Raw genomic sequence first — 12,872 nt, 5'->3', positions numbered from 1 at the left:
ATTTTTGTTTTAACGACAAGCCTCCAACTCTGCTCCCATTTTGGGATACCCCAATTCTTCTGCCTTGTGAAAATCTTGGCAAGCTTCTTCTGTTCGGTTCAATGCGTTTAAAATTAATCCTCGATAATAATAAGCATAAGAGTTATTGGCATCTAGCTCCAAAGAATACGTGCAATCTCTCAAGGCTGTTTCATAGTTTTTTAAGTGATAATAAGCGTAACCACGGTTATTATAAGGATAAGGCTGCCTCAAATCCAACTTTATAGCACTATTAAAATCTTCTATAGCTCCTTCGTAATCTCCAATAGCATCTTTGACCATGCCTCTATTATTATATCCATACCACGACTCAGGATTTAATTTGATTGCTTTATTCAAATCGTCAAAAGCCTCAGCGTACTGCCCTAATTTTCTGTTTAAGTTCCCTCTATGAATATAAGAATAAAAATCATCAGGTTTTAGCTTTATTACAATATCAAAATCCTTAACAGCAGCTGTATAGTTTTCTAATAATTGTTTCATTACAGCGCGATTATAAATAGTTATGTAATTCGTGGGATCTTGCTTTATAGCACTATTATAATCTCGAATTGCCCCTTCCAAATCATCCAAATATTTTTTACAAACTGCTCTAGCATTATAAATATACTGATAATTCCTATCTAATTCAATCACCTTATTATAGTCCATCAAGGCAGACTCATATTGCTTTAATTCTACTTTAGCCCGTCCTCGTTCATAATAAATTTCAGGTGCATTGTTTTTTATTTGAATAGCCTTGTCATAAGCTGCAACAGCAGCTTCATATTCGTTCTGCCTGAACTTTACAGAACCTTTCGAAAAATAGGCTTGCCAATAATTAGGCTTTAATTCTATCGCTCGTTTAAAAAACTGAAGTGCTTTTTCATATTGTTCAGATGTTGCTACTTCAATTCCCTTCTCGTAATAATACTCAGGCGTTTGAGCAACAGTCGTAGAGAACATTCCCAAAAGTAGGAAGAATAACATAATTGATTTCATGGTATAGGATTTTATAGATAAAAAATTACAAGCGCACCATTTCAGAAGCCATGCCATTAGAAACATGAAATTGTTTAAAATCGGTTCCCAATCCAGTGACAATCTTTGCGATTCTATTTTCGTGTGTATCTGTGATAAATATTTGTCCAAAATCACGCTCCAAAAGCAGTTCCAACAATTGTTGCACTCGCTTTTTGTCTAGTTTGTCAAAAATATCATCTAACAAAACCAACGGCGCAACATCAGATTCTTGGCGCAGCAACTCATATTGCGCCAACTTTAAAGCCAGCAAATAAGATTTTAATTGACCTTGTGAAGCAAACTTTTTTACAGGATAATCATTAATTAATAATTTTAAATCATCCTTGTGTATACCCTTTGTTGTTCGTTGCAACCAAGTATCCTTTTCTTGACTTTCAGCAAACAAACGTTCTAATTTTTGTTCTGACAATTGCGAGTGATAACTCAAATCTACTTGCTCTTTATCCCCCGATATGATTTTGTAATAAGTTTGAAAAATAGGCTTTAACTTAGCAATAATTTTTTGACGTTCCTGATAAATATAATTGGCAGGAATAAGCAGTTGTTGGTTGTAGATTTCCAACAATTCAAAATTAACGTCCAAAGGATGCTTAAAACTTTTGAGAAAAGCATTTCGTTGTTGCAAGACTTTATTATAAACCATCAAATGATTGAGATAATTCGCATCCAATTGTACTAACAATACATCCACAAACTGGCGGCGATTCTCACTTCCTTCTGTTATCAACAAGGTATCGTCAGGCGTAATCATAATCATCGGAAACAAGCCAATGTGATCTGCCAAACGTTTGTAAGTGACTTTATTTCGCTCCATCACTTTTTTGATTTTGGGCGCATACTTACAAACCACTTGTTCTCGTTTTTCTCCTCGCTCTAAATATCCTTCTATCCTAAAAAAGTCTTCTCCATGTCGAACAACCTGACGATCTGGCAAGCTAAAGTGACTTTTGCACATACACAAATAATGAATGGCATCCAAAAGGTTCGTTTTTCCCATACCATTCTCTCCTACAAAGCAATTGAGCTTTGTAGAGAGTTGCAATACTTGATTATCGTAATTTTTAAAATTACTTAGTGTTAATTCTTGAAGATGCATGCACTATCAACAAAAGTCATTTAAGAATTAGAAAGCGTTTCAGAGATATCTGCATTGTAAGCTTGCAAGGCGGGTATAATAGCTGCCAAAAAGCCAATTAACAAAGCACCAAGCCCCAGATATACTTCCTCCCACAAAAAGATAAAACCTGAAAAGGTATATTTATACGTTTCTTCCAAATCGGCTGCCATAACTTCTACCCCTATATGACTCACCAACAAGCCCAACAAAAGACCAAAAACAGCAACCAACAATCCTTCTAAAACTATCATTATAAACAGCTTAGAAGGTGTTGCCCCCATCACGCGCATCAAGGCAATTTCATAGCGTCTTTCTTTTAAAGAATTGTACAAAGAAATGAACATACTAAATGCAGAAATAATGATGATAATAAAGGCTAAAGCAGTTAAAAAATCCATCCCCAATCCTGTCATTTCTAACAAACGTTGCAACTGAATAGCAGGTTTAGCATAGCCCAAGCTCTCGCTGTTATCTTCAATAATTTGGGCAGCTTCTACTACGGCGCGCATGGAGGTATTTCCTTCTCCATCCTTTTTATATTGTACTAAATAAGCCGTTACTTCTTTTCCTTCTTTGGATATTGGAGGTAAATTTTGAACTTTTTTATCTCCGTGGTCGTGATTATCATGGCTATGTCCATCGCCGTGGTCGTGGCTGCCGTGGTCGTGAGCATCATGACTGTGTCCATCGCCGTGGTCGTGGCTGCCGTGGTCGTGAGCATCATGACTGTGTCCGTCTCCATGGTCGTGGCTGCCGTGGTCGTGAGCATCATGGCTGTGTCCGTCTCCGTGGTCGTGGCTGCCGTGATCGTGAGCATCATGGCTGTGTCCGTCGCCGTGATCGTGGCTGCCGTGATCGTGATCGTCATGACTATGTCCGTCGCCATGGTCGTGGCTACCATGGTCGTGATCGTCATGCATTCTCCAAACAGTAGACACGTTTGTTAAAATTAATTGATCCAAGATCAGATTTGTCTCTTTTAAAATTCCAACCACTTCATAAGCATAGGTTTCATGTACATGTCCGCCTTCTTGAACTAATCCATGAGAACCGTAAAATGTACTCCCTATTTTAAGACCTAGCTTTTTCGCTGCACGTGCCCCTACGTTTACTTCCAAGTCTTTTTCTATCAAACGACCTTCAGCTATTTCTGCGTTAAAATGAGCAATATATTGGCTGTCTGTTCCGACAATCCTAAATCCATTGTAGCTATCTCCCAATGCCAAAGGAATTGCCTTTTGGATGTATGGGTTTTTGGTAACAACAAAAGATTCTTTGAGAGGAATATTTCCTGTTGGTGCATCAATATGGTACACCGAAGACAAAATCATTTGCAAAGGGCTACCTTTTGCACCAACGACCAAATCCACTCCTTCTATATTTTTATACAATCGATCTTGAAATTGCTTGTTTAACAAAAACAAAATCGATGTCAAACTTACTCCTAATGCTACTAAAACAGTACTCAGTAAGGTCGAAAATGGTTTATCGGCTAGATAGTTCCAACTTAATTTTAGTATGTTCATAATATTGCAAATTAAATCTTTAGTACATGATTCCTCGCTAAATTCTATTATTTTCTACAAAGTATTTTTCACCAAAACGCATCCAATTCGATAGCTAGATTAATCTTTCTTGTCCGAAATCAAAGAATCGTAGGTAGTTGGATCTTCTATTACAATACCTTGTTTTCTCATTAAGGCTTCTTCTTTGTTTCGTTTAATAATTTTGCCAACCCAATTAGGGACAACAATAGCCCCCACTAAAAGATATACATAATACGTAAATGTACGCCAAATTGTCGCCATGATAACCATTAAAGTTCCTGCTGCTGCAATACCTGTAGCTTCTGTTGGTATATAATCAAAGTGGAATGTTTTGAATGCATACTCAGCAACCCCTGCTCCTCCTGGACTAGGCATAACAGCCATAATTACATACATCGCTTGCTGACGAGCATAAATAAACAATTGTTCCCAGAATGCTGTAAAGTTTAATTGCCCGTGCATAAAGTCGTTATAATGCGCTTGAATTTCAGGGTTAGGAGAATAAGCAACAAAAGCAACAATCAAACAGTTTAATACCATAAAACGAGAAGCCCATGCACACATAGTACTAATATAGGTACCGATATGAAACGTCCATTTTTGAGTTTTGAGCTCTTCTGAAGCCAAATCCATATCGTCTGTTATCTTGATCGCTTTTTCTCTAAAACGTTTCAAGAATGGAATTTTGCAGAACCAAAGCAGCAGGTTTTCTAGCTTTTTGGCATCAACTAATACTCCATAGAAAAAAATACCTCCATAGACCAACATCAAACTATAAGCAAAAACAAAGGCAATTCCCCACTCACTATCGTGCCAAAGATGTGCTATAGTATCTGATCCTGGTTGAATCATAAGAGGTCCGAATAGTAGAAAGAAAACAAGCAATGCTGATAAGAAAGAGAAAGTATCTACAATAACTGTATACAACACTATCATTGCTGTTTTTCCAGCAGCCAGCTTTTCTTGCGCTATCGCAAACATAGCCACTGCTGCTCCTCCTACACTCGTTGGTGTTACAGCAGAACTAAATTCCCACATCATCACCAACTCAAAACATTTTTTCCATGAAAAGAAGCCATTGGTAATAATCCTCAACCGTACCATATAGCAAAAATGGCGAAAACACATAAAAAAAGCAGCCATTCCAATCCATGTAAATACGTGGCTACTAAATTCAATTTTACTAAATTCTTCTGCATTAAAATCCTTGACGAACATATACACAACAACCGATAACCCAATCATTGCCGCCAAAAAAATTCTAAATGGACTAATAGAATTTAAGACGCCTGCGTGTTCTTCTTCCTGCTCCTTAATAGACTGGTTGTCTACAGATTCCATTTCGCTCATTATTCTTTTTATTTATTGTAATCAATAATTCGCTGAAAAATCGCATCAAACCGATAATCAGCAGGTATTATTTTCAGTGTTAAAAGTATTAAAAATTTGATTATCAACTATGTAACCAACACTTACGAAGTTGCACATTGTAGCACTGAACTGTGCGAGCTCACAACTACAGGGAGTAACAAAGCTAATTTAATTCAACATAAGTAATCGTCTAGGAAAAAATTTTATAAACCACGAAGTAGCAACACAGCTAACTAAAAGCAAAGCACTTACGAAGTAAACAGCCTATTCTTCCTCTTCATTTGTCCCCAATATATGATCTATTGGTGGAGCTTTAATCGTAAAATCGTTAAAACCACCATTTCCCTCTACAAAGATAATTAGTTCTTGCTGCATCAAGTCCAAAATCGCCAAAAAAGTAAAAATTGCATGCAGTCGATTTTCACAATTGCTAAAGATACCTCTAAAAGAAAGATTCTTTTTTGTAGTTAAACTACTTAATAAAAAATCTCTTCGTTCTTCTATCGTATAATGATAATGGACAACAGTATGTATAGTTTTTTCCATCCTAAATTCAAAAGTAGACAAGACTCGTTCATACGCTTGTAACAAACGAAATAAGGATAGGTTCTCTAGTTCTGCATCGGCTAATGCCGCAGAGGTCATTTGCTGGACTTCGTCCAAAACATTTCCTCGATGTGTTCTTGCTGCACGGGTTGCCTCCATTTGACGCAACTCTTCCAAAACTTCTTTGTAACGTCTGTACTCCAACAATCGTTCAACTAATTCCTTACGAGGATCAATTTCATTGCCATCTTCATCTAATTCTTTTCGAGGCAAGAGCATCTTGGCTTTGATTCTCATCAATGTTGAGGCTACTAAAATAAACTCACTTGCTGTGTCTATATTTAATTCTTCCATTTCCCGCAAGTATTCCAAAAAATCATTTGTAATAGAAGATATTGGAATATCATAAATGTCCAGTTCATCTCGTTCTATAAAGAAGAGTAAGAGATCAAACGGCCCTTCAAACTCAGGAAGTTTTATTTTATAAGTCAATTTTAGTGTTTTTAATGGTCAAATGAGCGGAACAAGCTAACTATTCTTTTTAATTCAAAATTAATAGTATTAACTTTGTCGTTCGTGCATAAAAGCATTTTAGGGTATAGATGCAAAAATACAGGTATTGTCAATTAATACAATCTATCCCAAATAGACACAAAATTAGGGAAAAATAATATTAATGGAGCTAAAAGATCAAATAGATTTAAACAATCTACCAAAACATGTTGCCATCATTATGGATGGAAATGGTCGCTGGGCAAAACAGCAAGGTAAAGCACGCGTTTTTGGACACAAAAATGGTGTTCACTCAGTACGAGAAGTAACAGAAGCTGGCGCAGAATTAGGCATTCAGTATATGACATTGTATGCTTTTTCTACAGAAAATTGGAATCGTCCAAAATTTGAAGTTACAGCTTTGATGACCCTCTTGGTGTCAACGATTCGAAAAGAAATTGCTACATTAAATAAAAACCAAATTCGGCTGCAAATGATTGGCAACATCAATATGCTTCCTTCTGCTGCTCAAAAAGAGTTGCTAGAAGCAATTGAAAGTACCAAAGATAACACACGTATGACCTTAATTCTCGCCCTGAGTTATAGTTCTAAATGGGAAATTATCGAAGCGGTCAAAGATATCGCTCGTCAAGCAGTCAGTGGAGAAATTGCTATTGACGATATTGACGAGGACAGTATCAAACATGCTTTGAGTACAAAGGACTTTCCTGATCCAGAATTGATGATTCGTACGAGTGGGGAATCTAGAATTAGTAATTTCCTACTTTGGCAATTGGCTTATGCCGAACTTTTCTTCACCCCTGTTTTTTGGCCCGATTTTCGCAAGAAACATTTTTACGAAGCTATTCTTAATTTTCAAAACAGAGAGCGTCGTTTTGGAATGACTAGTGAGCAAATCACAGATGTAAGCACCTAAACAAAAAATTATAGTAGGAGCTGCCATTCTTACTAGAGATGAACTTTATCCTAAAAATTACAGTTATTCTTTCATAACTTGTGATAGGGCTTTCTTATGCCCCTAAGAAACTAATAGATTGATTTTTAGACTATCATAACTTCATCTCTTGAAGTCCTTGCAAAGGGTCAATAACCAAGTACCAAAACCTATAACAAAATTTTGATAATCAAGTAACTTATTATCAACTACAACCGCAAACAGAAGACGACAAACTAACTATTATACAATAATAAACAAATTACCTATGCGATTTTTATTAACAATAAACTGCCTATTTTTTCTATCTATTTCACTTATCAATGCTCAAGGATTTAGTTCTCCTGTAGAGTATATCGAGTACTTTAATAAAGAGTTTGCATTAATGCAAGAAATGCAGATTGAATACTCCTCTTTCTTAGCACACACAGGTAGCGCTGAGGCAGAAGCCAAACGCCAAAGTTTATTAGCATCTTCTCAAAAAATTCACGATCGATTTGCTAGTTTAAAAGCTTTTGAAGACGACAAAGGCATCAAATCTAATGCGGTTAAGGTCTTGGATATAATGCTTTTATTAGGCAATAACAACTATACAGCTACTGCAATTGACAAAGCAGGTTGTTTGGATTGTTTTGAAGCGGTGTTGATTGAAACAGAGTTGATAGACAAGGATGTAGATAAACTAGGCAAGGCAATGAGCTCAATGGTCAAAAGTATTGAAGAATTTGCCAAAGCAAATAATATTCAAATGACCGATGAGGGTGATAATCACGAGACGTTATTAGCCAAAATCAATAGAATTAACAATTATCTACAAGAATTGAATTTAGCAACCTTAGAAGTACAATATGCCGATGCTGCCATTGTCAAAGCATTGAATGAAAAAAATCCTAGTAAGGCAAAAGAAGAAGTTAAAAACATGGTTAAAGCAGCCAACAATGCTAGCAAACGCTTGAAAAAAATCGAGCGTATCAAAGAGGATGCTACCGCTATTGGTCAAGCAGAAAAACTAGTAGATTTTTATAAGGATGCCTCTAAAAAACTATATCCAGATATGGTCTCTGCCTTTGATAAAAAAGGTAATGTTATCAATGAAAAAGTAGATTTATACAACAAAAGTATCCAGAAGTTAGCCAAAAGTACTGGCACACTTACAATGAAGTATGAAACAGCAAAACTCAATTTACAACAACGCCATATCCCCAAACCTAAGGAAAAAGTCATTCGCTCTTAACCTATATTATAACATAAAATAGAGTTGGGATTTTCCCTAACCTCAAACATCATCCAATCTTTGGATGGTGTTTTTTTTTTATAAATTAACTACTATTGGATGTAATCAACAGGCTCTCCAACATCCCATAAACAAAGCATTCCATTCTTTCAACTATTCTTCTGACTTGTAAGAATTGCCCAAAATTGGTTATAACTCCACAAATAATATGTCATAATATTGCATAAGAAAGTTACGCTTTAGTAACCTCACATAATTCCCCCATAATATGATTTTATAACCATCCTTATAACTTTTAAACAATGATCATGAAAAACCTAATTTTATTATGTTTTCTTTTTGTATTTACTAATTATAGTAATGCACAACTCCGCCAATTAACTTGGTACAAAACGAGTCCATTGGGCAACTCTTACACCACTCAAAACTTTTCTGTTTGTGGTAATCCACCACAAAAAAAATTCAAAGTAGCTTACCACCACTGCCCGCAGTATGTCAATGTCGATTGTATTGGCGGTTGTGGTAATAACCCAATTCGTTACACAGTTGAGCTACAAAGAAATGGTGTAGCTGTTGGTTCTCCTCAAGTATTCCAAGCATCTAGTGTTTGGAGCAATACATTTTTTTATAATGTGCCCACTTCTCCAGGCACCTATCGAGCTTATGTAAAAGTAGAACGTAGAAAGCCGATTTGCATTGGTTGGGAAACGCTTACAGTAGGCTATACCAACAGCATTACAGTTGGCACTACACCTGCTACCCCTAATTTTAATGTAAATGGAACAGCCATTCCTGCTAGTGGCTATATTAATACATGTATTAGTAACATCAAAATCAATGCAGCTTCTACTAGCTGTGAAACTGCTTACTACATAGGTGTTCAAGAGTCTAATGAATGGTGGAATAGAACCTTCGAATATGAATGGGGGGGCTGGATTAGTGGACAAGCACCTAACAACATCAATCTGCAAGGTTTGGCAACGACATTTGGTACAGGTGCTCGATATACAGGAACCGACGCTAGTAGAGAAGGAAATATTTTAATTGGTGGCAACCTATCCACTGGGCAAGCAAGATTTTATCGAGTTAGCATTTGTACAGGTACGCCATCTTGGCAATGCAAAACAGCTCTTATTCGTGTTGACCCCAACTGTAGAATTGATCCATCTACTATTACCGAAGACACCAACGAATACATTTGGATAGAAGACAACGAAATGGCTCAACGACTTAAAAACGAATCGATAGAAGCTTCTTTTGAAGCAGATGTAGACAATGACATAAGTGCTTTGGAAGGTAATCCAATAGGAAATGTTACTATTGCTCCTAATCCATTCAGTGGTTCTGCTGCTGTATCTATAGATAACTATGAGGGCGAAGCACCTATTTTATTTGAACTTTACAATGCCTTAGGAGAGCGTGTTGCATCCATACAAACGAACAAAACTCAATTTGAGATTCAACGCAATCAACTTTCTGCAGGTATTTATATGTACCGTGCCACTGTTGATAATGAACTACTAGGAAGTGGAAAAGTTGTCATTGAATAATAGATAAAGTATCCTTAAACTGTGTATAGAGGCTGTCTAAGGGAGTGTGCCTTGGCAGCCTTCTTTTTGTATTTCCCATTTTTTCATCAAAAACAAATCCTAATCCAAGCATTTATACCCAAACTACTCCACAATTACATAACAACAGCACAACTAAATCTCAACTTAGCGCCCCCTTTCGCGATTAACTAAAGTTTATAATACACCCCAAAGTTGGCAAATAGCCCACTCTTTGAATAACTAGAATCCGTACTCTTGTTTTCTTTTAACATAAAGTTATTCTCTACCCCTAATGTTGTTCTCAAAGAAAAATGAGGACGCACATTCCAACTCAAACCAGCCCCTGTCATAAAACTCATGTATTGTAATGTTTTGGTATTCGCATTGTCTTCATTAAGTGCAAAATTAATTGCTTGATCGTTTGACATTACATTTATATTAGACGTCTTATATTCATAACGAAAAACATTCCATTTGGCACCAGCATAAATAAAAGGCTGCCATCTTTTTGAGTCAAAATGATACTCGACACTCAGAGGAATTTGGATGTGTGTAGTTTCTAGCTCTTCCCAGTAATCTAATTCTACCAAATCGCCATCCGTCGTTGTACTAGGAACTGTTAACTGTAAGGTATTGATAGCCTTTGTATATCCTGTAGACGTATTGACGATCAAGTCACTTCCAACATCTCCCGAAGGCAATAAGTATTCCTGTGCATCGCTATAAACAATTCCCATTCGTTGCCCCCAAAAGTCCTTGCTTCCTCCCAATTGTATTCCTGCTCTTACCCATATATTTTTGAATGGAGAATAAGCTATATTCGCTCCCACATAAGGTTCTATTAATCGTTCTGAGGTTAATTCTTTATCCGCTATAATTCTTTGGTTGAGAATATCAATTTCCTTTTCTGTAAATAGAGCTTGTAAACCAACTTGAAAGCCAACTTCTAGCGAATGTAGCTCTCTTTTTTTCTTCTTTTTTAAGGAGAAAGAATAATCAGGAGTTGCCTTAGGTATTGTTGATGGAATTGCCAATAGACTAGGTGCAATAACCTGTAAATCATCCATAGATTTATTTCCTTCTGCTGTAACAGCTTTAACAACAGCCTTCTTCTGTTGAGTTTTTGGTTGTAAATCATCAGAATTCAACCTTGCTTTTTTAGCATTAGACAATATGGATGAAGCCTTTTGGTCTCCATTCGAAGTGCTTAGTATTGGTTTTTCGTTTCTTCCCTCTTCCCTATTGATTACATTAGCAACATAATTATTTTGATCCAATTGATACTCTAGTGTTTGAATCGTTTTATTTTGTTGAGCAAGTAACGTTTGAAGGTGCTGTTTTTCTGCTTTTAAAGCCTCTATTATATTTGCTTTTTTTGTAATTTCCTTATCCAGCTCCGTTTGTTTAATTGTATTGGAATCAATAGATGTTGTGGTCCATTCTGTTTTGTCTGTTGTGCTTGAAGTCGTTTGGTCTAAAGTAATGTTTTGATGAGTATTGATAGATGTTGTTAATGGCTTTAATGATGGAGTGGTATTTATAGTTTGAGTATTTGAAGTAGCTTGGGCATATTCTAATTGAGCAATATGATGCTTTAGATAAAAAATATACGCCAACATTGCCAATATCAACAAAGCAGGCAACAAATACTTTAACCAATATGTTTTTTTTCTATTTTTAGAAGCGCCAATAAGATTTTGCAAGACGACATCATCTGTTCTAGGATCCGGATGAAACCAGTCAGCATCCTCTCCTTCTATTGAGGACAGCCTTTTTCTAAAAAAATCTCCTAAGTTGTTGTTATTATCTTCCATCTTATTCTCAATATTAATACTAGGGTAAAGCTACAACACATCCACCAAAGAATTCTTGCCATTTATTAACAGTCTCATAAACGTACCTCTATAAACTTTTTTAAATAGCTTCTAAAGGAAATTAGAAGATTTGAAAACAGCCAACTAGTAGCCCATTGCAAACCTTCTAATTTATTGTGCTACTTATTATAATTAGTAGTTCGTTGATTAGCTCCCTGCGGTCGTGAGATCGCTATCGCTTAGTTGTTTACTTTTTTACAAAAAAAATAAAAAACAACATTTATATCAGCTTGATAACCAAAACCTTAACACAGAACACAACAAACACACAACTTATTGATTATCAACTGCGCAGCACTCACGAAGTAAACTAATAAAGTTTCTCAACGACCACGAAGTAGCAGCGTAGCTAACTATTGATAATCCAATCTATATACTTTTTTCTCCTCCTCTATTTTTGCTTTGTATCGAACCTCTTTTCCACACAATCTATATCCAACTGTCATTCCTGCTGAAATATCATCTGGCATCAAGTTTTTCTTATCAAAATCAAAAATATGTCCTGCACGCCCGTAGACATTGATATCTACTCTAGGGCTTACTTTGTATGACAACATCAATTTAAAACCAGCAGAACTACTATACCATTCTGTATATTCTCCTATATCCGAGTTCTTTACTCCTTCTGTTACCAAAAAATTTGTCGCCTCTATACCCACTCCAACTTTAAACTTATCAACTGGTTTGAAACAAAATAAGGCGCTAACAGTTCCTCCATTCAAATAAGTAGACTTGTATACATCCTTGATGTCATCGTTGTAACTATAAAATACAGGCTCAGGAATAGCACGCATGGTATAAGCAAAATGTATTTGAAAAGAAAAAATACTCTTTGTCTTACCTATTTCTCCAAAAACACCGATCTGTGCTTCTGGTCTTGCTGCATACATTACTCGATACGTTCCCTTTCCTTCTGGCATTTTAAGGGTTGGATTACTTTCTGGTTTTAAAACATTAGATACTCCTACTCCTGTAAGAATTCCCCATTCCATTTTCCAACTCTTTTCAATCTCATTGGTTCTATTGCTTTCTCTAATTAGAGTTTGAGCTTGAGTCATACTATAAGCCATGCATAATAAACCAATAAACAACAATACTCTTGAATTTCTAGCAACCATAATTAC

10 protein-coding genes are annotated in these 12,872 nt (G+C 36.1%); 3 read left to right on the top strand and 7 right to left on the bottom strand.

Translation table 11 applies throughout. From position 1 onward, the window contains the following. Positions 1 to 9: 9 nt before the first annotated feature. The 5 genes from QP953_RS11160 to QP953_RS11140 form a co-directional block, all read right to left on the bottom strand. Entirely contained in the window at positions 10 to 1,020 is a 1,011-nt protein-coding gene (locus QP953_RS11160) for a tetratricopeptide repeat protein (protein WP_309555059.1), read from the bottom strand. Between the two features lie 25 nt (positions 1,021 to 1,045). Beyond that, positions 1,046 to 2,158 carry a DNA replication/repair protein RecF gene (gene recF, locus QP953_RS11155; RefSeq protein ID WP_309555058.1) on the bottom strand — a complete coding sequence of 371 codons (1,113 nt, stop codon included), beginning with the start codon at positions 2,156 to 2,158 and terminating at the stop codon, positions 1,046 to 1,048. A 20-nt stretch (positions 2,159 to 2,178) separates the two neighbouring features. Next, on the bottom strand, positions 2,179 to 3,705 hold the full coding sequence (locus QP953_RS11150; RefSeq protein ID WP_309555057.1) for an FtsX-like permease family protein: 1,527 nt from the start codon (positions 3,703 to 3,705) through the stop codon (positions 2,179 to 2,181). A 99-nt stretch (positions 3,706 to 3,804) separates the two neighbouring features. Next, on the bottom strand, positions 3,805 to 5,076 hold the full coding sequence (locus QP953_RS11145) for a lysylphosphatidylglycerol synthase transmembrane domain-containing protein (RefSeq protein WP_063832975.1): 1,272 nt from the start codon (positions 5,074 to 5,076) through the stop codon (positions 3,805 to 3,807). Between the two features lie 285 nt (positions 5,077 to 5,361). Beyond that, positions 5,362 to 6,135, bottom strand: a complete 774-nt coding sequence (locus QP953_RS11140; protein WP_052591887.1) for a ScpA family protein — start codon at positions 6,133 to 6,135, stop codon at positions 5,362 to 5,364. A 184-nt stretch (positions 6,136 to 6,319) separates the two neighbouring features. Between QP953_RS11140 and QP953_RS11135 the strand changes: the two genes are divergently transcribed. The 3 genes from QP953_RS11135 (at position 6,320) to QP953_RS11125 (ending at position 9,874) form a co-directional block, all read left to right on the top strand. Beyond that, complete coding sequence (locus tag QP953_RS11135) at positions 6,320 to 7,072, top strand: isoprenyl transferase (RefSeq protein WP_052591888.1); 753 nt, start codon at positions 6,320 to 6,322, stop codon at positions 7,070 to 7,072. Positions 7,073 to 7,358: 286 nt separating this feature from the next. Continuing rightward, positions 7,359 to 8,324: a hypothetical protein gene (locus QP953_RS11130; protein WP_309555056.1), complete on the top strand. Its 966-nt coding sequence runs from the start codon at positions 7,359 to 7,361 to the stop codon at positions 8,322 to 8,324. Positions 8,325 to 8,632: 308 nt separating this feature from the next. After that, positions 8,633 to 9,874 carry a T9SS type A sorting domain-containing protein gene (locus QP953_RS11125; protein WP_052591891.1) on the top strand — a complete coding sequence of 414 codons (1,242 nt, stop codon included), beginning with the start codon at positions 8,633 to 8,635 and terminating at the stop codon, positions 9,872 to 9,874. A 188-nt stretch (positions 9,875 to 10,062) separates the two neighbouring features. Here QP953_RS11125 and QP953_RS11120 read toward each other — a convergent pair whose 3' ends face one another. Beyond that, positions 10,063 to 11,688, bottom strand: a complete 1,626-nt coding sequence (locus tag QP953_RS11120; RefSeq protein ID WP_309555055.1) for a hypothetical protein — start codon at positions 11,686 to 11,688, stop codon at positions 10,063 to 10,065. A 413-nt stretch (positions 11,689 to 12,101) separates the two neighbouring features. Next, complete coding sequence (locus QP953_RS11115) at positions 12,102 to 12,866, bottom strand: hypothetical protein (protein WP_309555054.1); 765 nt, start codon at positions 12,864 to 12,866, stop codon at positions 12,102 to 12,104. Positions 12,867 to 12,872: the final 6 nt, after the last annotated feature.

The sequence above is a fragment of the Aureispira sp. CCB-E genome, assembly GCF_031326345.1.
Taxonomy (GTDB): Bacteria; Bacteroidota; Bacteroidia; order Chitinophagales; family Saprospiraceae; genus Aureispira.
Note: the sequence above shows the minus strand (reverse complement) of the source record. Positions and strands in the feature narration are given on the sequence as shown.

Bases quoted from the DNA above. Each gene is read 5' to 3' on its own strand.
- QP953_RS11160 (WP_309555059.1), bottom strand. From the start codon at position 1,020: ATGAAATCAATTATGTTATTCTTCCTACTTTTGGGAATGTTCTCTACG.
- recF (WP_309555058.1), bottom strand. From the start codon at position 2,158: ATGCATCTTCAAGAATTAACACTAAGTAATTTTAAAAATTACGATAAT.
- QP953_RS11150 (WP_309555057.1), bottom strand. From the start codon at position 3,705: ATGAACATACTAAAATTAAGTTGGAACTATCTAGCCGATAAACCATTT.
- QP953_RS11145 (WP_063832975.1), bottom strand. From the start codon at position 5,076: ATGAGCGAAATGGAATCTGTAGACAACCAGTCTATTAAGGAGCAGGAA.
- QP953_RS11135 (WP_052591888.1), top strand. From the start codon at position 6,320: ATGGAGCTAAAAGATCAAATAGATTTAAACAATCTACCAAAACATGTT.
- QP953_RS11130 (WP_309555056.1), top strand. From the start codon at position 7,359: ATGCGATTTTTATTAACAATAAACTGCCTATTTTTTCTATCTATTTCA.
- QP953_RS11125 (WP_052591891.1), top strand. From the start codon at position 8,633: ATGAAAAACCTAATTTTATTATGTTTTCTTTTTGTATTTACTAATTAT.
- QP953_RS11120 (WP_309555055.1), bottom strand. From the start codon at position 11,688: ATGGAAGATAATAACAACAACTTAGGAGATTTTTTTAGAAAAAGGCTG.
- QP953_RS11115 (WP_309555054.1), bottom strand. From the start codon at position 12,866: ATGGTTGCTAGAAATTCAAGAGTATTGTTGTTTATTGGTTTATTATGC.